General features: G+C 62.3%; 28 protein-coding genes, 1 tRNA gene and 2 riboswitches. Of the genes, 7 read left to right on the top strand and 22 right to left on the bottom strand.

The window, feature by feature from the left end; translation table 11 throughout:
* Positions 1-3: 3 nt before the first annotated feature.
* The 4 genes from gcvP to RO07_RS24560 all read right to left on the bottom strand — a co-directional run bounded on the left by gcvP (position 4) and on the right by RO07_RS24560 (position 6,167).
* Complete coding sequence (gene gcvP / locus RO07_RS24545) at positions 4-2,940, bottom strand: aminomethyl-transferring glycine dehydrogenase (RefSeq protein ID WP_052266864.1); 2,937 nt, start codon at positions 2,938-2,940, stop codon at positions 4-6.
* Between the two features lie 115 nt (positions 2,941-3,055).
* Positions 3,056-3,439: a glycine cleavage system protein GcvH gene (gene gcvH, locus RO07_RS24550; RefSeq protein WP_039406617.1), complete on the bottom strand. Its 384-nt coding sequence runs from the start codon at positions 3,437-3,439 to the stop codon at positions 3,056-3,058.
* A 78-nt stretch (positions 3,440-3,517) separates the two neighbouring features.
* A complete protein-coding gene (gcvT, locus tag RO07_RS24555; protein ID WP_039406619.1) occupies positions 3,518-4,624 on the bottom strand; it encodes a glycine cleavage system aminomethyltransferase GcvT in 1,107 nt (368 codons plus the stop codon).
* Between the two features lie 138 nt (positions 4,625-4,762).
* A riboswitch (glycine riboswitch) is annotated at positions 4,763-4,899 on the bottom strand.
* An 8-nt stretch (positions 4,900-4,907) separates the two neighbouring features.
* A riboswitch (glycine riboswitch) is annotated at positions 4,908-5,004 on the bottom strand.
* A 173-nt stretch (positions 5,005-5,177) separates the two neighbouring features.
* The gene (locus RO07_RS24560; protein WP_039406621.1) at positions 5,178-6,167 is read right to left on the bottom strand and encodes a hypothetical protein; all 990 of its coding nucleotides are present in this window, start codon (positions 6,165-6,167) and stop codon (positions 5,178-5,180) included.
* A gap of 299 nt (positions 6,168-6,466) precedes the next feature.
* Here RO07_RS24560 and RO07_RS24565 point away from each other — a divergent pair, with 299 nt between their 5' ends.
* Both RO07_RS24565 and RO07_RS24570 read left to right on the top strand, forming a co-directional pair.
* Positions 6,467-8,572, top strand: coding sequence for a UvrD-helicase domain-containing protein (locus RO07_RS24565; RefSeq protein ID WP_039406622.1), 2,106 nt, complete (start codon positions 6,467-6,469; stop codon positions 8,570-8,572).
* Between the two features lie 495 nt (positions 8,573-9,067).
* Positions 9,068-9,844: a metallophosphoesterase gene (locus RO07_RS24570; RefSeq protein ID WP_039406624.1), complete on the top strand. Its 777-nt coding sequence runs from the start codon at positions 9,068-9,070 to the stop codon at positions 9,842-9,844.
* 196 nt (positions 9,845-10,040) lie between these two features.
* On the opposite strand, the gene RO07_RS24575 is transcribed toward RO07_RS24570, so the two are convergent.
* Complete coding sequence (locus RO07_RS24575; RefSeq protein WP_039406626.1) at positions 10,041-10,937, bottom strand: c-type cytochrome; 897 nt, start codon at positions 10,935-10,937, stop codon at positions 10,041-10,043.
* 379 nt (positions 10,938-11,316) lie between these two features.
* Here RO07_RS24575 and RO07_RS24580 point away from each other — a divergent pair.
* Positions 11,317-11,392 (top strand) — tRNA-Arg (locus RO07_RS24580).
* Positions 11,393-11,664: 272 nt separating this feature from the next.
* Here the strand turns inward: RO07_RS24580 and RO07_RS24585 are convergent.
* Positions 11,665-12,384, bottom strand: a complete 720-nt coding sequence (locus tag RO07_RS24585; protein ID WP_039406628.1) for a Crp/Fnr family transcriptional regulator — start codon at positions 12,382-12,384, stop codon at positions 11,665-11,667.
* 424 nt (positions 12,385-12,808) lie between these two features.
* On the opposite strand from RO07_RS24585, the gene RO07_RS24590 reads away from it, so the two are divergent.
* Complete coding sequence (locus tag RO07_RS24590) at positions 12,809-13,141, top strand: hypothetical protein (RefSeq protein ID WP_115089018.1); 333 nt, start codon at positions 12,809-12,811, stop codon at positions 13,139-13,141.
* A 256-nt stretch (positions 13,142-13,397) separates the two neighbouring features.
* On the opposite strand, the gene RO07_RS24595 is transcribed toward RO07_RS24590, so the two are convergent.
* Complete coding sequence (locus RO07_RS24595) at positions 13,398-13,634, bottom strand: hypothetical protein (RefSeq protein WP_072637145.1); 237 nt, start codon at positions 13,632-13,634, stop codon at positions 13,398-13,400.
* A 351-nt stretch (positions 13,635-13,985) separates the two neighbouring features.
* Positions 13,986-14,264 carry a hypothetical protein gene (locus RO07_RS26220; protein ID WP_147284585.1) on the bottom strand — a complete coding sequence of 93 codons (279 nt, stop codon included), beginning with the start codon at positions 14,262-14,264 and terminating at the stop codon, positions 13,986-13,988.
* A gap of 794 nt (positions 14,265-15,058) precedes the next feature.
* Here RO07_RS26220 and RO07_RS24600 point away from each other — a divergent pair.
* From RO07_RS24600 to RO07_RS26225, 3 genes are all read left to right on the top strand, one after another.
* Entirely contained in the window at positions 15,059-15,271 is a 213-nt protein-coding gene (locus RO07_RS24600; protein ID WP_039406630.1) for a cold-shock protein, read from the top strand.
* Between the two features lie 77 nt (positions 15,272-15,348).
* Positions 15,349-15,630 carry a hypothetical protein gene (locus RO07_RS24605; RefSeq protein ID WP_039406632.1) on the top strand — a complete coding sequence of 94 codons (282 nt, stop codon included), beginning with the start codon at positions 15,349-15,351 and terminating at the stop codon, positions 15,628-15,630.
* Complete coding sequence (locus tag RO07_RS26225) at positions 15,627-15,824, top strand: hypothetical protein (protein WP_115089016.1); 198 nt, start codon at positions 15,627-15,629, stop codon at positions 15,822-15,824. The genes RO07_RS24605 and RO07_RS26225 overlap by 4 nt, the downstream gene beginning before the upstream one ends.
* Before the next feature lie 313 nt (positions 15,825-16,137).
* Here RO07_RS26225 and RO07_RS24610 read toward each other — a convergent pair whose 3' ends face one another.
* The 14 genes from RO07_RS24610 to RO07_RS24675 all read right to left on the bottom strand — a co-directional run bounded on the left by RO07_RS24610 (position 16,138) and on the right by RO07_RS24675 (position 23,849).
* Positions 16,138-16,479, bottom strand: coding sequence for a hypothetical protein (locus RO07_RS24610; protein ID WP_237171342.1), 342 nt, complete (start codon positions 16,477-16,479; stop codon positions 16,138-16,140).
* Positions 16,480-16,701: 222 nt separating this feature from the next.
* A complete protein-coding gene (locus RO07_RS24615) occupies positions 16,702-17,313 on the bottom strand; it encodes a tail assembly protein (protein WP_039406639.1) in 612 nt (203 codons plus the stop codon).
* Between the two features lie 67 nt (positions 17,314-17,380).
* Positions 17,381-17,614 (bottom strand): hypothetical protein, encoded by a 234-nt coding sequence (locus RO07_RS24620; RefSeq protein ID WP_147284584.1) that lies wholly within the window; start codon positions 17,612-17,614, stop codon positions 17,381-17,383.
* Positions 17,615-17,619: 5 nt separating this feature from the next.
* Positions 17,620-17,916 (bottom strand): hypothetical protein, encoded by a 297-nt coding sequence (locus RO07_RS24625; RefSeq protein ID WP_147284583.1) that lies wholly within the window; start codon positions 17,914-17,916, stop codon positions 17,620-17,622.
* 550 nt (positions 17,917-18,466) lie between these two features.
* A complete protein-coding gene (locus RO07_RS24630; RefSeq protein WP_052266865.1) occupies positions 18,467-19,030 on the bottom strand; it encodes a hypothetical protein in 564 nt (187 codons plus the stop codon).
* 144 nt (positions 19,031-19,174) lie between these two features.
* Positions 19,175-19,408 (bottom strand): hypothetical protein, encoded by a 234-nt coding sequence (locus RO07_RS24635; RefSeq protein WP_039406647.1) that lies wholly within the window; start codon positions 19,406-19,408, stop codon positions 19,175-19,177.
* On the bottom strand, positions 19,398-19,628 hold the full coding sequence (locus RO07_RS24640) for a hypothetical protein (RefSeq protein WP_039406650.1): 231 nt from the start codon (positions 19,626-19,628) through the stop codon (positions 19,398-19,400). Before RO07_RS24640 ends, RO07_RS24635 begins: the two co-directional genes overlap by 11 nt.
* A gap of 1 nt (position 19,629) precedes the next feature.
* Positions 19,630-19,962: a hypothetical protein gene (locus tag RO07_RS24645; protein WP_072637146.1), complete on the bottom strand. Its 333-nt coding sequence runs from the start codon at positions 19,960-19,962 to the stop codon at positions 19,630-19,632.
* Positions 19,955-20,227 carry a hypothetical protein gene (locus RO07_RS24650; protein ID WP_039406653.1) on the bottom strand — a complete coding sequence of 91 codons (273 nt, stop codon included), beginning with the start codon at positions 20,225-20,227 and terminating at the stop codon, positions 19,955-19,957. Before RO07_RS24650 ends, RO07_RS24645 begins: the two co-directional genes overlap by 8 nt.
* Positions 20,224-20,721: a hypothetical protein gene (locus tag RO07_RS26400; protein ID WP_072637147.1), complete on the bottom strand. Its 498-nt coding sequence runs from the start codon at positions 20,719-20,721 to the stop codon at positions 20,224-20,226. Before RO07_RS26400 ends, RO07_RS24650 begins: the two co-directional genes overlap by 4 nt.
* The gene (locus RO07_RS26695; protein ID WP_084072799.1) at positions 20,718-21,527 is read right to left on the bottom strand and encodes a phage antirepressor KilAC domain-containing protein; all 810 of its coding nucleotides are present in this window, start codon (positions 21,525-21,527) and stop codon (positions 20,718-20,720) included. The genes RO07_RS26400 and RO07_RS26695 overlap by 4 nt, the downstream gene beginning before the upstream one ends.
* Positions 21,527-21,772, bottom strand: coding sequence for a DNA-binding protein (locus RO07_RS24665; protein WP_237171343.1), 246 nt, complete (start codon positions 21,770-21,772; stop codon positions 21,527-21,529). The genes RO07_RS26695 and RO07_RS24665 overlap by 1 nt, the downstream gene beginning before the upstream one ends.
* 68 nt (positions 21,773-21,840) lie before the next feature.
* Entirely contained in the window at positions 21,841-22,431 is a 591-nt protein-coding gene (locus RO07_RS24670) for a hypothetical protein (protein WP_039406661.1), read from the bottom strand.
* Between the two features lie 104 nt (positions 22,432-22,535).
* Complete coding sequence (locus tag RO07_RS24675; protein WP_039406664.1) at positions 22,536-23,849, bottom strand: tyrosine-type recombinase/integrase; 1,314 nt, start codon at positions 23,847-23,849, stop codon at positions 22,536-22,538.
* Between the last annotated feature and the right edge of the window lie 9 nt (positions 23,850-23,858).

A 23,858-nucleotide genomic window follows, 5' to 3' on the forward strand; every position in this document is an offset into this window, starting at 1 on the left:
TTCTTACTCGTAGTCGCTCATCGGCACGCAGGCGCAGAACAGGTTCCGGTCGCCGTACACGTTGTCCGCGCGGCCCACCGGCGGCCAGTACTTGCGTTCGCGCAGGCCCGCCACCGGATACGCCGCCTGACTGCGCGCGTAGGCGTGCGGCCATTCGTCGGCAGTCACGACGTCCGCCGTGTGCGGGGCGTGCTTGAGCGGGTTGTCTTCACGGTCGGCACGGCCTTCTTCCACCGCACGGATTTCTTCGCGAATGGCGACCATCGCCTCGATGAAGCGATCGAGCTCGTGCTTCGACTCGGATTCGGTCGGCTCGACCATGAGCGTGCCCGGCACCGGGAAGCTCATCGTCGGCGCGTGGAAACCGAAGTCCATCAGGCGCTTGGCCACGTCGTCCACCGTGATGCCGCTCGTTTCCTTGAGCGGACGCAAGTCCAGAATGCACTCGTGCGCGACCAGCCCACCCGGGCCCGTGTACAGCACCGGATAGTGCGGCGCGAGCTTCCTGGCGAGATAGTTGGCGTTGAGGATCGCGGTTTCGGTCGCGGCGGTCAGGCCAGGCGCGCCCATCATCGCGACGTACATCCACGAGATCGGCAGAATCGACGCCGAGCCGTACGGCGCGGCCGACACCGCGCCGATGCCGTTTGCATCGCGCGAATAGCCGGTCGAACGCTGATTCGGCAGGAACTTGGCCAGATGCGCGCCGACGGCCACCGGACCCACGCCCGGGCCGCCGCCGCCGTGCGGAATGCAGAACGTCTTGTGCAGGTTCAGATGCGAGACGTCGCCACCGAATTCGCCCGGCGCGCACAGGCCGACCATCGCGTTCATGTTCGCGCCGTCGACATACACCTGGCCGCCGTTCGCGTGCACGATTTCGCAGATCTGACGCGCGCCCGCTTCGAACACGCCATGCGTGGACGGGTACGTCATCATGATCGCGGCCAGACGGTCGCGATGCTGCTCGGCCTTCGCCTGCAGATCGGCCAGATCGACGTTGCCGTTCGCGTCGCATGCCACGACCACGACCTGCATGCCGGCCATCTGGGCCGACGCCGGGTTGGTGCCGTGCGCCGACGCCGGAATCAGGCAGATGTCGCGATGCGCTTCGCCGCGCGAGGCATGGTACGCCTGGATGATCAGCAGCCCCGCGTACTCGCCCTGCGAGCCGGCGTTCGGCTGCAACGACACGGCGGCGTAGCCAGTCGCGGCCACGAGCATCTGCTCGAGCTGGTCGATCATCGTACGGTAGCCCCCCGTCTGCTCGGTCGGCGCGAACGGGTGAATCTGGCCGAACTCGGGCCACGTCACCGGCAGCATCTCCGACGTGGCGTTGAGCTTCATCGTGCACGAGCCCAGCGGGATCATCGTGCGATCGAGCGCGAGATCCTTGTCCGACAGGCTGCGCAGATAGCGCAGCATTTCGTGCTCCGAGTGATAGCGGTTGAACACCGGGTGCGTGAGGTACGCGCTTTGGCGCGCGAGCGCCACCGGGAAACCGTTCGCCACGCCGGCTTCGATCGCGTCGAAGTCGAGCGTGGCCGACGATTGTGCGCTCTTGCCCAGGCCCTCGGCGATCACTTCCCACAGGGCGATCACGTCGTCGCGGGTACTCGTTTCGTCGAGCGAGATGCCGACGGTGTCGGCGTCTTCGCGGCGCAGGTTGAAGCGGCGCGCGACCGCCACCGTGTGCACGGCGTCGGCGCAGCCGACGACGGGCACCGTCAGTGTGTCGAAGAACGTGGCGTTGCGCGGTGCGGCACCCAGTTTGGCCAGACCAGCGGCCAGCACGGCCGTCAGACGATGCACGCGCTCGGCAATGACGCGCAGGCCCTGCGGACCGTGATACGCCGCATACATGCTGGCCATGATGGCGAGCAGCGCCTGCGCCGTACAGATGTTCGAGGTGGCTTTCTCGCGACGGATGTGCTGTTCGCGCGTTTGCAGCGCAAGGCGCAGCGCCGGCTTGCCTTGCGAGTCGATCGACACGCCGACCAGGCGGCCCGGCATGGAGCGCTTGAGTTCGTCGCGCGTGGCCAGATAGGCGGCGTGCGGGCCGCCGAAACCCATCGGCACGCCGAAGCGCTGGCTGTTGCCGACGGCCACGTCGGCACCCCACTCGCCCGGCGGGGTGAGCAGGGCGAGCGAGAGCAGATCGGCCGCGGCGATCAGCATGCCGCCCTTGGCGTGGATCGTATCGGCCAGCGCGCGGTAGTCGCGCACGTCGCCGCCCACGCCGGGGTACTGCACCAACACGCCGAACGCGTCGACTTCGGCCGCGGCAGCCACCGGACCGACCTGCACCTCGATGCCCAGCGGCTTGGCGCGCGTTTGCACCACTTCGATGGTCTGCGGCAGCACGTCGTCGGCCACGAAGAACGTGTTCGACTTCGACTTGCCCGTACGCTTGACCAGCGTCATCGCTTCGGCGGCCGCCGTCGCTTCGTCGAGCATCGACGCGTTGGCGATGGCCAGCCCCGTCATGTCGATGATCATCTGCTGGTAGTTGAGCAGCGCTTCGAGACGGCCTTGCGAGATTTCCGGCTGGTACGGCGTGTAGGCTGTGTACCAGGCGGGATTTTCCAGCACGTTGCGCAGGATCACGCCCGGCGTGAACGTGTTGTAGTAGCCCTGACCGATGAACGACTTGAAGACCTGGTTCCGATCGGCGAGCTCGCGCAGTTGCGCCAGCGCCTGCGACTCGGTCTTCGGCGCGGCGAACGGGCCGAGCGTCGCGGCGAACTGCTTGCCGTCGCGACGGATCGACGCCGGCACGACGGCGTCGATCAGCGCGGCACGCGAGGCGTAGCCGAGCTCGGCGAGCATCGCCTGTTGTTCGGGGGTATCCGGGCCGATGTGGCGGGCGGAGAAGTTATCGCGCTGCTCGAGCTCGGCGAGCGAGCGGCGCGGTTGATGCAGATCGGTCGGGGCGTTCATGGGTCGGATCTCTCGGGCGGTCACGGCAAGTGACAACGGCAATGGATTGCTTCGAAGCAGATCTGCGGGTGGTTCAGGCGCTCCCGAACCACCCGGCAGACCGCCGGGCTAGGACTCAGGCGCCCGGACCGACGTTGTATTCTTCGGCGGTGAGCAGCGCGTCGAGTTCCTTCACGTTCGACGGCTTGATGCGGAACAGCCAGTTGTCATACGGATCTTTGTTGATCGACTCCGGGTCGCCCTGCACTTTACTGTTCGTCGCGAGGATCTCGCCGCCGATCGGGGCGTAGATGTCCGAGGCGGCCTTGACCGACTCGACCACGGCCACGGCTTCCTTCGCGGCCACCGTGCGGCCGGTGTCCGGCAACTCGACGAAGACCACGTCGCCCAGGGCTTCCTGGGCGTGATCGGTAATGCCGATGGTCACGGTGCCGTCGGCTTCGAGGCGAGCCCACTCGTGGGACTCGGCGTACTTCAGATCATGGGGGGTGTTCGCCATTTGTGACGCTCCGGTTTCAGTATTGGGTGTCGTATTGAGAATCTGTCGTGCCGTCTACCGCGGGGATGCGACTGCCGCTCACGCCACCACGGCCTTGCCGTGACGCACGAACGGTAATTTGACCACACGTGCGGGCAATTGCTTGTCGCGAATTTGCACATGGACGGTTGCGCCGTCCGGCACGCCCTTGGGCAGGCGGGCGAAGGCAATCGATTGCTGCAGGCTCGGGCTGAACGTGCCGCTGGTGATTTCGCCCTCGCCGGCGTCGGTCACCACCACCTGGTGCGCACGCAGCACGCCGCCCTTGCCGTCGAGCACGAGACCGGCAAAACGCCACGTCTGGCCGCGCGAGAGCAGCGAATCCTTGCCGACGAACGTGCGCTCGCTGTCCTTCTCGACCGTCCAGCCGAGGCCGGCGTCGAGCGGCGAGACGTCGTCGTCCATGTCCTGACCGTACAGGTTCATGCCGGCTTCCAGACGCAGCGTGTCGCGCGCGCCGAGCCCGGCCGGGCGCACGCCCGCGGCGACCAGCGCCTGCCACAGGGCCACGACATGATCGGCCGGCACGATGACTTCGAAACCGTCCTCACCGGTGTAGCCGGTGCGCGCGATCATCAGTTCCCCGAACGCGGTGTCCTTGGCGAACGCGGCGTTGAAGGGCTTGAGCGCTTCGCTCGCGGCCTGGCTGCCCGGCACGGCCTGCCAGACCTTGGCGCGCGCGTTCGGGCCCTGCACGGCCACGATGGACAGATCGCGGCGCGGCACGATCGTCAGGTTGTAGTCGCCGTGCGCGTTGAGCTGGCCGAGCCAGGCGAGATCCTTGTCGGCGGTGCCGGCGTTCACGACGATGCGGAACCAGTCTTCGGCGATGAAATAGATGATGAGGTCGTCGATCACGCCGCCGCTCGGGTTGAGCATGCAGGTGTAGAGGGCCTTGCCCGGCGTTTGCAGCTTGTCGACGTTGTTGGCGACCGCATAGCGCAGGAATTCGCGGCAGCCCGGACCGTGCAGGTCGACCACGCACATGTGCGAGACGTCGAACATGCCGGCGTCGGTGCGAACGGCGTTGTGCTCTTCGATCTGGGAGCCGTAGTTCACCGGCATGTCCCAGCCGCCGAAATCGACCATGCGGGCACCGGCAGCGCGGTGCGTATCGTTGAGCGGAGTGCGTTTGAGTTCGGTCATCGGGGCGTCAGGCGTCAAGGATTCGGGGATTTCGGATATGACACGTCCGAAAACGCAAAAAGGGGTCATCTCGACGACCGGCACTCTGCGCGTCCGGCTCGTGCTGATGCACTTGCCCGGCGCAATGCCAGTTGGCGAGATGACCCCTCTGTCCTTGGTACCTGAGAGATTGCCCGGTCCGTGCGACGCGCGCTTGCGTCTGCCCCCGTACCGGCCCCTTCGGTGGGTTGCCCGCGCGCTTTCGCTTGCCGCAACCGCTCTCCAGAGATCGAAGGCAACGCCTTCGGCGCGGACGGTCCTTGATGCCTGAGAGTTTGTGGGTATTACCCCTTCGGCGGCCCCGGCATGTGCTTCCCGGTGCGCTCTCCCGACCACGCTCGCGCACTTTACGGGGAAAGCGCAGGGCTGTCAATTTGACGCAGGCGGCCTGAGTGGGGGCCATCGCGAAGCTCGATGGCGCGGGGGGTTCGGGCCTTGCGCTCCCACTTCCGGAACATCGGTCATTTTGATCGCCGCAGCGCGAAAATGGGCAAATGGCGCAAGCGGGGCCCCGTCAGTGCGACTCTCCCGGATTCGTACCGGCCGGACAGCCGTCCTTGCCCCATCGCCCGTTGCACACCGCCCAGATGCAGCGCTGCTTCGGAATCACTTCGTACCAGCGATAGCGGTCGCATTGCGCAAGAGCCGCCGCGATAGCGCCCGCCGTGCCCGCGGCACTCGCAGCACTCGCGGCACTCGCGGCCCCCGGTTTGGAGGCCGCCGACGCGGCAGCTGCGTGTTGCGCGGCATCCGCCGCGATGGGTCCGATGTCCTCATTGTCGAAGTGGGCGGGCAAATCGGCGTTGGCGCTCGGACGCGCCACGTTGCCGGCGTCCATCGCGTTGCGGCGACTCAGCATCTGCGTCATGGCGTCCCGCGCGGTGTTGTTCGCGGCTGTGGGAGACGCGGATGACGAGGGGGAAGACGGCAGCGCCGTGGCGCGCGCGGTCAGCGCCGCCGTGGCCGCCGAGGCCGTGAGCGGTGCGCCACGGGCCGACGCGACGTCTGCCGTGGCGGCCGATGCCGCGGCATCGGCCGCTGCCAGCGCCGCCGACGCGTCGTCCGTCGCAGGCGCGGCGGCAACCGCGGTCCCGACGGAGGCGGCTGCCGGCGCCGGCAAACTATTGCCGCTATTGAACGGGGCGGCAGTCAATCCAGCGGGAGGTTTGGGAACAGGGTCGACGTAGGGAGCGCGCAGATTCCACCAGACGCCGATCAGCGCGATGGCCGCGAAGACCGCGGTGCCGACGACGAGCGCGCTGTTGAGCCATTCGGGTTCGCCGTCGTCGTTGCGGCGACTGCGGGGCGCGGTGAGGGTCTCGCCGGCGCCCTGGCTGCCCGGGCCGCTGCCGGGCGCCGCGGCAGAACCTGCCGCGAGCATCTCATCGATGCCCGCCGCCACGGTAGCGCCTGCGGCCGTGGCGGCGCCGGCCGCAGCGAGCGCGCTGTCCCGGAAACCCGGTTCGGCGTCCTCGAGTCTCGCGCCACACTTCTCACAGTGCAAAGCACGCGGCGCATTGTTCGTCCCACAGGTTGGACATTGCACGGGCGACCTCACCACGGTAGCAACGTTTTTCATTATAGGCACCGGCTGTACGTCGACGCCAGCCACAGCGTCGCGCGCGCCCCACAGTCGCGGGGGCGCCCGCCCGCCGGGGTGTCGCGGCCATGCGCATGGCGCGTGATAGACTTGCCCACCACCCGGCACGCCGATGTTTGTCACAGCCGACGCAGCCGGTGCACGCGCATCGTGCCGGACGCGCGCTCGCTGGTCGCCACTCTCACCCCCCATCGCTTCACACCATGTCGTCCTTCCCGCTCAACCCCGCCCAGAACGAAGCCACGCACTACTTCGACGGCCCCTGCCTCGTGCTGGCCGGCGCGGGCAGCGGCAAGACGCGCGTGATCACGCAGAAGATCGCGTGGCTCATCGAAACCAAGGGGTTCGAGCCGAAGCACATCGCCGCCGTGACCTTCACGAACAAGGCCGCCGCCGAAATGCGCGAGCGCGTGGCCAAGCAGCTCGAAGGCAAGACGCTCACCACACCCGGCAAGGAGGGTCGCAAGGTCCCCGTCAATCAGTTGACGATCTGTACGTTTCACTCGCTCGGTGTGCAGATCCTGCGGCGCGAGGCGGAGAATGTCGGCCTCAAGCCGCAGTTTTCGATTCTCGACGCTGACGACTGCTTCGGCCTGATCCAGGAACAGCTCGGCACGACAGACAAGGCGATGATTCGCGGCGTGCAAACGGCGATCTCGTTGTGGAAGAACGGGCTGATCACACCCGAGACGGCGCTCGCGGCCGCCGAGACCACCGAGGAGCACCAGGCCGCCCTCGTCTATCGCAATTACATGGCGACGCTGCAGGCCTATCAGGCGGTCGACTTCGACGACCTGATCCGCCTGCCCGCCGAACTGTTCGAGCGTGACGAATCCGTGCGCGATCGCTGGCAGAACAAGCTGCGCTATCTGCTCATCGACGAGTATCAGGACACCAACACCTGCCAGTACCTGCTGCTCAAGCTGCTCGCGGGCAAGCGCGCCGCGTTCACCGCCGTGGGCGACGACGATCAGGCCATCTACGGCTGGCGCGGCGCCACGCTCGAGAATCTGAAGCAGTTGCAGGTGGATTTCCCGACGCTCAAGGTCATCAAGCTCGAACAGAACTACCGCTCGACGTCGCGCATTCTGACGGCGGCGAACAACGTCATCGCGAAGAATCCGAAACTCTTCGAGAAGAAGCTGTGGAGCGAGCACGGCCTGGGCGATCCGATCACCGTGACCGCGATGAACGACGAGGAGCACGAAGCCGAGTCGGTCGTATTCCGCCTGTCGGCCCACAAGTTCGAGCGCCGCGCGGAGTTTCGCGACTACGCGATTCTCTATCGCGGCAACCATCAGGCGCGCATCTTCGAGCAGGTACTGCGCCGCGAGCGCATTCCGTACGTGCTCTCGGGCGGCCAATCGTTCTTCGACAAGGCAGAAATCAAGGATCTGTGCGCCTATCTGCGCCTGCTCGCCAATCCCGACGACGACCCTGCGTTCATCCGCGCCGTGACCACGCCGCGACGCGGTGTGGGCAGCACCACGCTCGAAGTGCTCGGCGGCTTCGCGGGGCAGGCCAAGGTGTCGCTGTTCGAAGCCGTCTACATGGGCGCGGTCGAAGCGCGTTTGCAGCCGCGCCAACTCGAACCGCTGCGCGCCTTCTGCGACTTCATCCAGCGCATTGCGGCGCGCGCCTCGCGCGATCCGGCCAACGAGGTCATCGACGACCTGATGGAAGGCATCCACTACGAGGCGTACCTGTACGACACGTTCGACGAACGTCAGGCGCAGTCGCGTTGGACGACGGTGCTCGAATTCCTCGAATGGATGAAGCGCAAGGGCACGCGCAACAACACGGATGCCGCCACGGGCCTGGACAACCAGGAAGACGCGGACGACGACGGCAAGAGCCTGATGGAGCTCACGCAGACCATCGCGCTGATGTCGATGCTCGAGGGCCGCGATGGCGACGATCCGGACGCCGTGCGTCTGTCCACGCTGCACGCGTCGAAAGGTCTCGAATACCCGCACGTCTTCCTCGTGGGCGTGGAAGAAGGCATCCTGCCGCACATTCGCGAGGACGAAGAGGTGACCGCCGAGAAGATCGAGGAAGAGCGGCGGCTGATGTATGTGGGCATCACGCGCGCGCAGCGCTCGCTGCAACTATCGTGGTGCAAGAAGCGCAAACGGGCGCGCGAAACCTATTCCTGCGAGGTATCGCGGTTCGTGCCCGAGATGCAACTCGACGAAGCGCCGCCCCCGCCGCCGGAGGAGGCGCCCATGTCGCCGAAGGATCGGCTTGCCAGCCTCAAGGCGATGCTCGCGGGCGGCGGGAACAAGACGCCGTCGACGTCGGGCACGTAGCGAGTACCTGGCGTGCCCGCACGCGAGTCGCCCAACGAGTCGCCCCCCGCGAACGGGGGGCTGGCTTGAGGAACGGCGATATCCGTACCGGGGCTGTCGGCGGCGGCAGGCACGCCGTATACGCAATGCTTCGCAAGGCTTGCTGCTATTTGCCACCGCCCGAAGACGTCTGGTCACATGCGGCTGCCGGACTCGACACAACCACCGCGCCCACCAGACCGGTCAAACAAAGCAGGACAGCAACCCACAGTTTTCGCATAGGCTCTCCTCCACTCGTCAAGTGAGGTTTCACTATAGGAGGGCATCCTATCGATGACAAAGACATCTTGACCATCGGCGCCGCGCGGGTGATAGTCGGTAAAAAACGGGCGAAACAATACGCGAATCGCGTCGATTTCGAACCAATGCCCACACGTCCGGCGCACGGCGATGCGTTCGGCACGCTGGCGCGCGGCACGTGTGCGGCACCATCCCCAAGCCTAGTGGAGCGTGTGCGTGAGACTGCATATCCTGTCCGACCTGCATCTGTCCGTAGCCCCGTTGGCCGTTCCCGACGTCGACGCCGACGTCACCATTCTCGCGGGCGACATCAGTCGCCCGGCGCAAGCCATCGAGTGGGCGAAGCAACTGCCTCGCCCCGTCATCTACGTTCCCGGAAATCATGAGTTCTACGGCGCGACGCTCGCCGGGACGCTCGCCGAACTCCGACGCCTCGTGGCGGGCACCAACGTTCATCTGCTCGAGCGAGCGACGGCGGTGATCGGCGGCGTGCGCTTCGTCGGCACGACGTTGTGGACCGACTTCGCGTTGTACGACGCGCAAGGCAAGCACAACGAAGTGATCGAAGCGTCGCAGAAGTTCGTGCGCGACTTCACGCGCATTCGTGTGGGCGATCCGGCCGCGCCGTGGTCCGATCTGCCGTTCTTCACGCCGGACGACTCGGCTGCGCTGTGCCGCGAGAACGTCGCGTGGCTCTCGCGCGTGTTCGCCACGCCGCACGACGGACCAACGGTGGTCGTGACGCATCACGCGCCCACGCCGAAGAGCATTCATCCCCGCTTCGACGGCTCTCCCGTCAATCCGGCGTTCATTTCGGATTTGACATCGGTCGTCGAACAATCCGACGCTGCCCTGTGGATCCACGGCCACACGCACGACTCCTTCGACTACCGCGTGAGCCGCACGCGGGTGCTGTGCAATCCTCGCGGCTATTGCTTCGAGGGACGCATCGAGAACGCGGGCTTCGATTCGCGGCTGTGCGTGCGGGTATGATCCCGCCGGCCCGACGCCGCGGATATTGCGGCGCACAAAAAAAATCCCCGCCGAGGCGGTAATGCCGTTCAGTTAAGCGTGTTTGTTGCGGGTCCGACCAGACGAAGGGCCACGGAACACCGTAAAAAAATGCCGCTTCGATTTGCGTCGAAGCGGCATTACCGCCAAGGCGGGGATTTTGTACGGCGCCGGCGGATTACTTCGCCGCATTCACCATGTAGTCGACGGCAGCCTTGACGTCGTCATCCGACGCGTTCGCCGCGCCGCCCTTGGGCGGCATGGCGTTCAGGCCCTTGAGTGCGGCGTTGTGCAATGTGTCGATGCCGGTCTTGATGCGCGGCGCCCATGCGGCCTTGTCGCCGAACTTCGGTGCGTTCATGACGCCGGCGGCGTGACAGGCCATGCAGACGGTGTCGTAGAGTTTCTTGCCCGCTTCGAGGTTGCTGCCCGCGCCTGCGGCGGCGGGCGCGGCCGTCTTGAGCGACGCCATGGCCGCTGCCGCGGCAGCCGCGCTGCCGGCGTCGGCACCTGAGGCGGCGGCCGGCGCACCCGAGGCGGGGGCCGCTGCTGCGCCCGAAGCCGGTTGGGCCGGAGCGGCCGGTTCCTGGAGCTTGCCGCCCGAGGCGTTGGCCATATAGACGATGGCGCGACCGATTTCGTAGTCCGTCACGTCGTCGGGGCTGGTGCCGCCGCGCGCAGGCATGGCGCCCTTGCCCGCGAGGGCGATCTTGAGCATTTCGTCGTAGCCTTGCGCGATGCGCGGTGCCCAGTCGGGCGAGCCGACCTTCGGCGCACCGGCGGTGCCGGACGCGTGGCAGGTGGCGCAAACGGCCTTGTAGAGTTGTTCGCCGGTCTGATAGACGCGCGGCGCGCTGGCATCCTTGATTTCGACCTTGGCCACGGGCGCGATGCGCTCGGCGATGGCCTGCTCGGTCATGGCGGAACTGCCGGCGCCGGTCAGGGCATTGTTGCCCACGTAATTGACCAGCAGGACGATGATGACGATCGGTACCAGAAAACCTGCGACGACTGCGGCAATGAGCTGCTTCGGTGTTTTGATGAGGGACTCATGCTCGTTATGTGCTTCACTCATGCGGGATCTCTCAATAGTTTTTGTGGAAACCGAGTGCATCACACCGGATGGCTGGCACCTTCCGGCCAAAATAACGAGCCATTGTAGCAACAAACCTCCAGCCAATGACACGCGAAGGCGGTGCGCAGACGCCGCAAAAGTCCCGTATTTTCCCTAACTTACGCGAAAGCAAAAGCGGTGTTCCGCGCGGTTCGTGCACAAACCGCAGGGGCATTGCACGCACATCAAAACCGCGCGTGCGGGGCGTACAGCATGAAATTGCCGCATTGTGAGGCGGGAGAATGCACGGGGCATGGACGTCGCGCGGCAAAACCGCTATGCTTCTACCTCTTTGCCTGTCGGTAGCGCGCTCGCGCATCCCTTACCGGCGGTCAGCACAGCGCCCGTAGCTCAGGGGATAGAGTATCGGCCTCCGAAGCCGAGGGTCACTGGTTCGATTCCAGTCGGGCGCGCCAATCTTTTCAATAGGTTATAACGATTCGCCAACGAATCACTGCTCACACCGTTTGCGGTTGTAATCCGCTTGTAACCCGTTTTGATCAACAGGAATCCAATCGTCGCCGATTCGTCGTCCCGTTTCACGCGTTTAAACACTAACAATGAGCACCCCCCGCATAAAGTCCTGAAATACCGCGCGCCTCGCGAGTTCAGGCGTGCTGTGTTGCCATCAACCTAACGGTGCCCGCGCGTCCTGAGTTACGGGGTCAACTCTACTCATAAGATCAATTCAGGAAGCCTGACGATCTGGAAGTAATCGGTCGAATTCGCGCTTCACGACTGCATAGCATTCACATACGCGTGCTTCCAGCCCCGATCGGTCCAGTACCTTAATGTGCCCATGGTTGTAGTTGATCAGCCCCGCCTTTTGAAGTTTCAACGCAGCTTCCGTCACCCCGGACCTACGGACTCCAAGCATGTTTGCAATCAGTTCCTGAGTCATGCTCAACTCAGCGGAATGAAGGCGATCCAAGCTCAACAACAGCCAGCGACATAGTTGCTGGTCAATCGAGTGATGACGATTACACACGGCAGTTTGTGCCATTTGCGTAATCAACGCCTGCGTATACCGAAGCAGAAGTCTCTGAAAAGCCCCCGCCCGATTGAACTCATCCTTGAGGACTCGTGCCCTCATTCGATAGGCATAGCCAGCGCTTTGCACGATGGCCCGACTCGGTGTCGTTTCGCCTCCCATGAATAACGCGATACCTATCAACCCCTCGTTCCCTACGATGGCAATCTCGGCAGAGGCGCCGTCTTCCATGACGTAGAGCAGAGAAACGATGGCAGTCGTGGGGAAATATACGTAATCCAGTTGGTCGCCGGACTCGTAGACCACTTTCCCCAGCGGCATTTCCACAAGCACAAGTTCTGACGCCAAGCGGTCTCGGTCATCCGGTGGCAGTACCGCCAAGAGATGGTTGGCGTTTCTGACAGGGGGTACAGTCATACCGTATTCCTTGCGCTCAGGGCGCATATTCCCGCCGCGCGTGAGTTCTGCGAGTGACTGAAGCCATCGAGCAGACGCTATCATGCCCCCTGATGCGCCCTATATGCGATCTTGGGCACCACATGGTCCCATCTTTGTCCGTTGGAACCGGGATGTCAACTAAGCGCCGCCGCCGCGATGGCTCGATATCGTCCGTACACGCGAGCGCCAGGCACTACCGAAGCCAAGTGCAACATAGAGATGGCCGATCGTGCCGCTCTTTTCCGGCACGCTACGTTGGTGAGACCCGCCAGGTTACACGAGAGAGCCAACTTCAGATGCTCACTTTGTTGACCGGTCTGTTCGGTATCGAACCGACTTCCGTAGACAACACTGAAACAATGCTTAAGTGCACATGCTGCGCGTGTGCCATAAGGAGTCGATCATGAGAAAGGAACGCATACTGCTTCACGTCTATGGCGAGCGCCGAGACGCAGCTTGGACACTTACCTGCCTGGATTTGTCATTTTCCTCAAACGCTACAGACTTGATAAAGGCCAAGGAGTACGTCAGGGCTAACGCCTACGAATACCTGCAGGGAAAACTAATCGGGGAGAACATTCAGTTCCCTGCTGTCATCGTGAGTGCAAATTTCGTGTCCAAGCGCAAAATGAAATACTGGCTGGCACGCCTCTGGCAACACTTCGATGGACGCACTCGAGACCACATCTACGATGAAGTCGTGGGCCTTGACGGCAAATATCCCGCGTTCTCCTGACCACGGCACAGCGCTATAGACATTGCCAGGTAAAAACCGCCAGGCGGCGTCGGCCCTGCCGGAAAGCCCCGGGGGCGACCAACGTCGCCCATCCGGAAACCGCCGCCAGTGCGAAGTTATTCAGCCGAGTGCTATGGGAGAATATCCATGCGTAGTATGTCTTGGTTCTTCGCGGCGATTACCGTCGCCATTCTCTTATTGATCTACTGGGGAACAAGGTGAGAAGCGTGCGACACATACCCGAGTGCGTCAGCCCTCATTCTGAGGGGCCAAGTATGAGATCAATGGCTGCGCGCCCCGCAATTTCAGCGATTAGATATGCCCATCGACGCGAGTATGGCCCTTGTTGCAGCAATACCCATTCACCGAAAGCAGCCACTCCAGATGGCCACATAGGGCCAATAATTCGAAAAGAGACTTCGTACATTCCTGGAGACACCGGGTCCAAACCCACGTGAATTTCAAAGCCTCGATAACCGATCGTGCGCTTCATATGTACTCCTCGTCGTGTATATGAATATCGACGAAATGGATCATGAAGCACATCATTCAATAGTCGACATCCGGGATGCAATTACTGTTTTGATTTGTGCCGCCGAAGTGGATTTCATGCCATACTCGCGCTGCCCTCTTCAAGCTTGACAAATAGGAGAGCATGCTGAACCAAGTGAATGATTAAACGTCGGCACAGACTAGAGAACATCCGCCCCGACGTCACTATTTGGCACTCGAGCTTAAAGCGACTTTGAAAACAGAACGATCAACCCGAGAGAAAGAAGTAGTAATGTGCCGTAGGTTATGAAGCCCATACCAGATGGCAGCCTAGATTCCGTGCCGTCCGGTGTTATTTCATGTCATCAGAACGACGCCGCTTGTGTTGCCCCGGTGAACTAGCCTTGTCATCGTCGCCAAGTGCTTGCTGCTCATCGTCTTCGTCGACATCAGGCGCAGGGCGTTCCCCTTCTGATGATCGTTTGGCCTCGTCTTCCTGACGTTCCGGGCGTCTCTCTTTATGGGGCCCCGTCGACCACATTTTTCGTGGTGGTTCCGGGTTCGTTAACGAGGGATCTACACTCTTTCCCCCGTTTTCCTGCTCGCTTCGATGCTTGCCTGTGTTATCCATATCAGTCTCCATCTTTGGCGGGCCGGTTGGACCGCTTCAATACAGAGCCTGACAGTAAGTCTGCGTACCGTCGGTACGGCAGCGTGCAGAGAAAACCGTGCGACGGCGACAACCTTTCGCGCGCTTCACGAATATCGCAACACGGTCGGAGAACAATCATAGAAGGAGATGCTCACACATGCCTGTGAAAGCTGTGGAATATGGGATTTTCCGCCCAAAAAGATATCAATGAGCATCATTTTCATCCAAATGATCATTTAGATGATCTTCCGTGCCTTCACGCCCGAAGCAGGGCACAGCCCATCCGATACAGGATACTTGCCGTGCTTAGGTCTCATCATACCGAGGATGCCTTTGGGAAATGGACGCGCGCCGGCGACGCTAGTCCACTCTCGGACTCACCCAGAACTTTTTCCCGAAGGCACACCTTCGCATGGGCCGGCACGCCGTGACCTGAGCTGTGGCACCGCCATTCCGTCCCGTCCTCATAGCGCATATCTTCCGGCAGCGGATATGTCGACGCCGCTAAACGTCATTGCGCCTACAGAGGCGACCAGTAGCGGACGGAGAACACAGGCGGCGTCAAATCTCACCGTTACACGAAATACATTGTGCCTGGGGCGTAACGCGCGTATAAGTAGTGCATCGAACATCAAGTCTGCCTTTCATCGACCAGCGTCGATCTTCACGATCTTTGCGAGACACTTCCGATCTCTGAATTTCTTGTTTGTCCGCCACTGGCGTCCAGTCACGCATTCCGCGATGGCAGCACGCCGGGGAAACCAGGAGTTCACATGAGCACCGGAATTGTTAAGTGGTTCAACGACAGCAAGGGCTTCGGTTTCATCAAGCCGGACGACGGCAGCGAAGATTTGTTCGCTCACTTTTCGGAAATTCAGCCTCAAGGCCGCACCGAATTTCGCACCCTCCAAGAAAACCAACGAGTTTCCTTTGACGTAGCCCGCGGGCCGAAAGGCTTGCAGGCTTCGAACATCAAGCCCGCATAACCCTTCCCCGTTGCCGTTCTTGTACATCACCTCGCCCCTGCGCGGTGATGTTGCGCCACTCGCAACTGGAGGAAAATATGGCTTACATCAATCCGTTTTACCGAGGCTTTCGCTTGGAAACGTGCGTATTCCGTGAGCAGGACGCGGGGTCCACCGAGCGCAAGCATGACCGGACGTTCGGTGTCTCTGTAAGGATTTCCCGTATTTCCGAAAACGCCCCGGCATCATCGTTGGAACCGAGACTGTTTCGCCTCGATAGCTTGCCCTTCGACTCGATCGGCGACGCACGCCGTGCTGGCGAGGCATTCGGGCGGTCTTGGGTCGACGATCTCATGCGCAGCACGGAAGTGCAGGCATGATCATGGTCATCCCGCCTAACTGGTTTCTGTATCCGGACTACGTACCGCCGGACAAAACGCGATTCTGCGGCGGACTGTCTATCGCCAGCGCCCTCGAAGCGAGCCGCCGCATGGTGACAAAGCCCGTGCAGCACGGTCGAATTCGCAAATGGCTAAGTCGGCGTTACGTCGGCCAGTACCTGACCCGCAATTAATCGATCGCATCAGTCGCACCGAAAGCCCTGCGGGCCACAGAACATCGACAGGAGCAGACCATGCTCGCCCTTTCCGCACATGCCATAACGGCCGCGCTCCAGCGCATCGCTGATAAGAGTTCAAAACAGCCCTCAGAAGCGGTCATCAACGCACTGCTGGCTCGCGAATTGATACATCGAGTCGGCAAACACTTCGAACCGACCCAATTTGGTCGAGCTTATTGTCGGCACGCGAACACCCTTCGTCCGTCATGGTGACGCTGCATCGGACAGCGATTCACCGTCGTCAGCGGTCTCCTCAACGGCCACCGCGCTACTTCCGCTTCGGCTTCTGACCGTTGTTGGCGAACTTATTCCCGCCCTTGGCCTCGCCGAGCATCCCGATCTTCTGCTGTCCCATGGCGGTCAGGCCGAAATCGTTCTGATAGTTGCGCAGTAGGCTCAATAGGCTGGCGGTGGGCGTCATACCGGCGGCGTATTCCTGCAGGATCCGCCCGTGCAAAGCGCACATGTGGCCCACTGCCGTCAGCGATGCTTCGGTAAGCAAGCCCACGTTCATAAGCAGCGGCACAACGCGATGCCACTCCTTCACGGCGAATGCGTTGGGCAGCCATTCCGGCGGCGCTGGATATTCTTGTATAAGCGGCAGATCCACACCAGGGCCGCTATCGTTGGCCCGTCTGCTGCCGGTGAGCAGCTTGAGGGCTCGTGGTTTTCCGGGATTTGGCATAGGGTATTAGGTTTCTCTGGTTGAGATATTGAACAGGTTAAGCGAGTGTCCAAAATCCGTTTTTCTGAAGCGGGCACGCGAAAATTTGGGTACGCGCCCGTGCCGGGAGGGAAAAGAACTGAAGATTTTGTTACCCCCCCACCCTCATCAGGCTTGGTCCTCCGCGTAAATGCCGGCCGAGATCACGGCGCCGCCAACGACCATGCGACCGTAAAGTACCGGCACGGGGTTGCCCTGCGCTTGCGTGTTCACCGGCCCGTTAAAGTTGTAGCTTGCGCCGTTGTCGGGACTGTCCTTCACCGAAAGCCCCTGCTGCGCCGGCGACAATAGCTGCGTGACGCCACCCAAGAACATTGCAGCGCCGAACATTGCGCCAGCCTGGGTAGCACCGCCAGCACTGAATGTCCCAATGAGCGTTGACGACGGCCCGAGAGCCCAAGCCGTAGCAATGATCGCCGCGCCTAGCATCACCTGGAACAGCCCGCCTCGCTTCGATCCAAGGACCACGGGAGCAATGCGAATGTCATCGGCTCCCGGTGGCAGATCGAGTTCACTCTCGCACAGGTGACGCTTGCCAACGAGGACCGCGTAGCCGAGCCCTCGAGCTCGGCTGCTCACCAGATCCTCATAGAAGCCCTTGCACTGGCTTGCGAGCGCTCGGAACGCCTCGCTAGGGGTGTTGATGGCGAAGCGGTGTACGCGCCCGTATTTCGCCCCCAGCGCGCCATACAGGCGCACCGTTCGAATCTTCTCCGTCATGGTTACTTTCCTCCAAAGTTGTTCACCGAAAAACCTACCGTCTCCCCGACGGGTGTCGGCCAACCTTTCAACGTCGGGCTGTGTCCGCCTCGATCGTTCGCGCGATATGCACAATGCCTGCCGGATCAGTGAGCGTGATATGCGCGCTCACGGGCCCCGTGGTGGCGACGTGAAAGCCGAGGTGATGCCCGGCCCGCAACTTGTCTTCGAGCGCCGCCCGGTCGCCGTCTGGCAGCCCCTGCATCCACATGGCCAGGAACTCGGCCACGTCGATCTTTGTTTGGACGAACACGTCCGCCATTGCCCTCATTGAGATCCTCCGCCCGCCTCGCGGGCCTCGATCAGCGCCGCCCACTCGCGGTAATACATCAGGTCAATCCACACCGTGTAGTCCGGCTGACGAAGCGCCGCCGCTATGAATTGCTCGATCCTTTCCTCGTCGGTCTCCATCTCGCGAGCGCATCGGTCGATCAGCACGATCAACTCTGCCCGCCACCCGCGGATCAATGAATCCGACGCCGGCGGCATGTAGGCCGTAAATGGGCCGTCTTCTACCGGATATCGGCCGCCAGCATGTGGCGGCGCTCCACTCTGTTTTGCCATCGCTCCTATCCTCTGCCCACGTCTCGCCCGTGCCGGAACCGCCTCGTGCACGGAGTGCGCCGGCGCATTTGCTGCGGGGGTGCATTTTGTGCGGGGGGTGTCCAGTTTTCGGACGCCCAAGCAAGCCATGACCTATCGCCGCGCTGTAAAACGTTACTGAAACGGTGCGAGCCCGTTATGAGCTTTCCACCAACGGTGGAGTCCTTCAGATCGGGCGCAGGAGAGTCACGCGTGACACATCCGCCGTGTCCCAATCCCTCACCTCGCGAGTTCCGATTTACGGAACGGTTCCGGTTTTCGGAACAGGCCCGAATTCGGATCGGTACCGGTTCGCGCAAATTTGACCGCGACCATGTTTGCCCCCTCCTTTGCGGTGCTCCAACACACCTGAAAACCGCATTTCGCTGCGCGTAGGTATGGCAACATATAAAGGGAGTTCGATTTCCGAACAGGGAACGTCACTTTCAAAAACACCTAAAAATCACCCTGAAACGCCCGAAAACAAAGGTTTTTTCCATTTTTCGCCAGTGTTCGATTTCCGAACCCGAATTCACGCGCCCTGTTCGAAAACCGAACTGGAAAATCGCGCTTCGGGTTCGGATTCCGAACTGGACGGGTTCGATTTCCGAACAGGGGGATTTTTTTTGGGCTGCTGCTTTTTCCGCCCTTCCTCCTGCAATTGTTCGAGCCCCTTCACCAGCGCTTGCTCCGCCTCCTTCACCGAACCGAATTGCCGATAGTCGTGCGTCGCCTCTATGGCCTGCACACCAACTCTGGGTTGCTCGAGCGTCGGCAAATCAGTAAAGCGATAGAGGTTCGGCACCCTGGCGCCGCGCCGCAATCCACCCTGCACCGTCACCGAGATAAAACCGAGCGCCCGGAGCTCATACAGGGCTTTGGCCAGCGTCGAGGATGATGACCAGCCCCGGTGCTTCATGTCGGCCAGCGAAGCCGCCAGATTGCCGTTATTCGTCGCTGTGAGCGCCGCCCGCATGTCGATGAACAACTTGACCGACGATGGGCCCAGAACCCGCCAGGCGGCGCTATTGAGCAGCGAGTGATAGATGCGCGCGTGCGGCCCGTTTGGGTCGCCCGGTACGCGTTGCCGCTTCATTCGCATGCCTCGGGTGGCACGTGCCCTGACCGCCCCATCCGTTCACGGGCGGCGCAACGGAGACGCGATGGACGGTAGTAGGCCGCTCCGCCCTGCGCTGCAGCGATGAACCTCCGCAGCTCAGGGGCAGTGCGGACGGAGCCGCTACGCATTGCTGACGTCCTCCAGCCAGTCCGCCTCGCCGTCTGCGCGCTCGCCGTATGTGCTCGTGAGCTCTCTGCCGATGCACGAGAGTTGGACAATGTCGATAGCGCCGCCCGACTCGTGCTGCGCGATAGCCGCGAAAAGTGCGTGCGCCTGGCGAAGTGCGTCACCGGCCGTTCGTAGCTCATCTGCGGCACGGCTCGCAGCGTGAGCCAGTGTGGGTTTATGCGTCATGGCAACGGTCCTCCGAGAAAAAGTCGCACGCGGCGCCGGCTTGTTCCGCCGCCAGATCCATCAAAGCCATCCCGGCCTGGGCGAGCAGGAACGTGTCTTTGCCGGCCAACACCAAGTCCTCTTCCATCAGGCTAAACATGAGACGTGCCTGACGAATAGCAGTCTCCGCGGCGCAAAGCTCTTTCGCTGCCCGGTCCTTCAATTCAACATAGCTCGCCATGTCACGCCTCCGTCGGTTCAGTCTGCGTTGTGTGGAGAGCCCTCACCCCCTCAATGTGAGGCCGTGCGCTGGGCAGAGCGCCGCGCACGGAACTATCGGGCAACTCATCTCCACGGAGCGGGACGAGCGCGTTGTCTTCAGCGATGACTCGGGACGTGACGACATACTTGCGGCGGTCTTCACTGGGCAGGAACGCGGCCTGCCCAAGCAAGCAGACATTCCAGTCGCCGTCGGCACGCAGCGTTTTGACGAGCACCAGGCGACCGATGAGCAGCGGATTCCATGAACGCTTGATAAATGCCATATCGCCGGGGCGGCAGCGGAGCTTATCCATAGCAAACCCCCGTTTGCGTTTCGCCGGCTTCCGACAACTCCCATCTCAGCGGAACGAGCGACATGTCACGGAACGCCGTTTTGTTGCCAATCACGGGACGACGATCACGGAACGTCAGGCCGAACGCGGGTGCGCCCAGAAGGGTGACTGCCCATCGCTCTGCGTCGTAGCGGCGTTCCACGTAGACTGTGCGACCAATCAATGCGGGATTCGTTGACCTGATGACTCGGGCCAGATCGCCCGGTTGGCAGCGGAGCTTTTTCATTGGGCCACCTCCACCGCCTTCTCCTGCATTGCAGGAAAAGCGTGCTCCCCCAATGGGGGAACACCAGCCAGCGAGAGCATGGCGTCACCGAGGATATCGAGAGCATCCCGGTCGGAGTTGGACAAAGCAGCGGCGCGCAATGCTGCGCGGATGAGTTCGATGGGGGATTTGATTTGCCCGGTATGGGCGAGCGACGACCGTTGCATGGCGCAACCTCCTGTGTTGAGTTGGAGGCCCGCCGCCCATTTCCAGATGGGGTGGGCGGGCACATGACAGGTCTGGAAATGTCGCAACACAGGAAGCGACGTGCGCGAACGCACCCCTACCAAGGCCCGCCCATAGAAGAGGCGCGCAAAGGCTACGGACGTAAAAAAACCGCACTGTGGCGGCTGTCCGCCTGTGTTATTCCGGTTTCCAGGCCGGGTCACCGTTGTTTCGGTGACATAGAAAGTATACGCCGGGTCGTTTACGGCCATCAAGAGGAATTTCGTCATGCCAGCGCCGCCAGTTCGGTGGCGAGCGTGGTCAAGCCCTTGGGCGTCACTCTCACCTGCGTGGAAACGACCTCGGACCCGTCGTGACGCGGCACCACCGTTACCCGGTGCTCCAGCAGCCCGCGCGCGATCACAGCCTGATAGGCGACCCACGATGCCCCTCGGCGGTAGATCCACTGATTGCAGGAGAGCCACCCGAACAACTTGCGCGGCGACACCTTCAGGTTCTTGGCAGCGTCCGTGATGCACAATGCGCCGTCAGCGCACTCCAAGCGATCGAGCGCCTGCGCCTTGGGTTCGAGCGCCGCCACCTGATGCTGAAGCTGCAGCGATTGGCGGGCGTGGGTCTCCAAGAGTCCCAACAGCACGCCGGGGTTCGTGAGATCCGGCGCTGCGGGCTGCGCAGCGATCGCGATGGAGCGATAGTGCAGGAAGGCATCAACGATGCGCCTCTGCCCCTCGCGGGAACGCCGGCCACCGATGAAGGGGACCGAGACCAATGCGGCACGCTCGCTCAACCGATAAGCCCGCTGCGGACGGTTCGCCTCGTCTACGTAGGAGATCTCCTCAATGCTGAGGCGATCTATCGTGCCGTCTGCCAGCAATCCATCGAGCGTGCGCAGGACGTTGTCATGGCGACGGCCGAACTCCGTCGCGATGGACGGGCTATCCACGAAGAGCGCCCCGTCTGCACGACGAATGATGATTTCGTTCGACGCGCACACGGCGGCTGCGGTATCATCGGCGCTGGATTGGATGTAGTTGATGTGGGCGCCCTGGCCGGCGCCCATTTTCTTTTGTGTCATCACCGGCCCCCGTTCAGCAGTTGCTCAACGGCGTCCGTGGGCCACGCCAGGAACCGGTTCGGCAGTTTCACGGGGCGCACGCCGTGATAGCTGCCGGTCTCCATGTAGCGCTTTCGGATGCTTTGCGGGCGCAGGTGCAGCGCGCTGGCGAGCTGCACCGTCGTGAGGAACTGGCCGCCCACCGGAATATCCGCGGTCTGGTGAATCGTCATCGTCACTAACTCCCAAGTTTGCGGAATCAACATGATCCGCTTGGGCGCCAGTTTCGTGTTCGTGAGAGTTTTAGTAAAAACGGTTTGACGGAATAAGCGCGTTATTCCGAAAAGGGGTCGAACGCTTCGGGGTCATCCAGGATCTGTCGAGCCTTCGCGAGCATTTGGTCCCCGGTGAAATCAGTCACAACCGCGATGTCAACCGGCGCACCGCCCAGTTCCAAGTCACGCGCCCCCGCCCACACTTGCGCCCAAGCTGCCACGTCTCTCGCCTTGTGAAGCTGACGAACCGTGCTTTCAGCTACACCGTATCGTGCGGCAATGGCCTGAATTCCACGTGACCTGACCCCCTCGACAATCCGTCGAATGTCGATTTCCTCAAGCCTTCGCTCTTCCGCCAATAGCTCAGAATGAACCAGCACCCCTTCTGTTGCATGGTAAAGAGCATAGAGCACTTCAGCGACCTCACGCCGCTCGCGCGGGAGCAAGACGGAGTTGGTTTTCCCGCGCCGCTCAGGCATCCTGACGCTCCCCATAAGGTATCCGGCGAGCATATGACGGACATGGGGTGGCACCGTTTCATGCTTATTGAGCAGCGCGGCCAAATCATCTGCGAACCCCTCTCGCGTCAGGTCAATAAGGGCCCACGACCATTCGGAATCGAGATCTCTCGACGTCATATCGTTATCCATTGGTTTTTCTACGGACTCCGGAATAGAAGATGCTGAGATTCCGCGGGGCTTGATAGACGCGCTAACGTCACGGTGGGGCGGCGCTCTTGCATGACAGGCGAGGATCACTTGACGGCTTGTAGCAGCGGCTTGTCGGCTGTAGCATCAAACTCAATGCCGGCCTGTTCCAACATCCACGCCTCCACCTTGTCATGCCACATGCGAAGTAAGTCGAGCGGGCGCCGGCGATAGTGTTTCTCCGCCAGTGCGCTGGGCTTGTGCCCTTGGATCTGGGCAACCACGCCAACAGGCACCTCACACCACTCCGAAAGCGTCCCGAAGGAACGGCGCAGACCGTGCAGTGAGACGTGGGGCAGGCCGGCCACCGCCAGAGCCTTCGTATGGGCAATTCGCGGCTCTGTGAGCTTTCCATCGGCAGCCAAAGGACTGGAGAACACCCATTCGTTCCGGCGCGGCAGCGCCGCCAGCAGGCTCGACAGATACGGGGTGAGCGGCACCGTTCGGCCTGTTTCCTCGACCTTATCGGACAGTTGCAGACTCCGCCATTGAAAATCAACGTCTGCCCAGCGAAGCGCCGCCAGTTCCTCTCGGCGCGCCCCTGTGATGAGTAACCCCTGGAGATAGGCGGAGATGACCCGATTGGATATGGCTCTGACGGCATTGAACCACTGCGCCAACTGCTCGCGCTGCAAGCAATCGTGCTCCTTCGCGCGTTGCTTGGGGACGGCGCTCATTACGGAGTCGTCGCGGCAGCAATCAGGATTCGCGATGCCCCCGTACCGCGGCGACTTGGCGCACCAGTTGATGAAGGTGCGGAATTTGCGAAAGGCATTCACTGCCACAGTCTCACGGACGACGCGCTCCTTTCGAACCCATTCCCGTACCACTACGGCGTCGATCGAGGCCAGTGGCAGCGCCAGCAAAGGCGCCAGTGGCCCCGCCGTGGTAAGCCCCTTCCCTCGCTTCTTCACCTCCCCGCCGGGCGCGGCCGCGCGCTCATGATCGAGCCGATGGCGATCGCTCCATTGCTCGTGCGGCTCAGCCATGTATGTGTTCCAGGCATCGCGGGCAAGCAGCGTACCGCGCTCCTCGAGCTGGCGGCGCTGCTCGAGATCCCGCTTTCTCGCCTCTAGCGTCTCTGCCTTCTCCACTCGCGGATCGACGCCCGCCGTCACCAGCCGCTGCAATCGCCGCGCCTCGTCCTGGGCCTGCTCGATGGTGACGCTTCGATGATCCCCCAAGGTGAGTCTGAGGGTGCGGCCATGGAACTTTCCCTGAAAGACATAGGTCTTCGCGCCGCCGGCCGTAGCCCGCAGGCCCAAGCCCGGCGCCCGAGAGTCCCACAGAAATGATTGCGCCTTGTCGGCGGGGCACTCATGCCGCTCCACGCGCGCCGCCGTAAAGTTGATCTTAGCCACGATCCGCCT

The organism is Pandoraea pulmonicola, from assembly GCF_000815105.2.
GTDB classification, from domain to species: domain Bacteria; phylum Pseudomonadota; class Gammaproteobacteria; order Burkholderiales; family Burkholderiaceae; genus Pandoraea; species Pandoraea pulmonicola.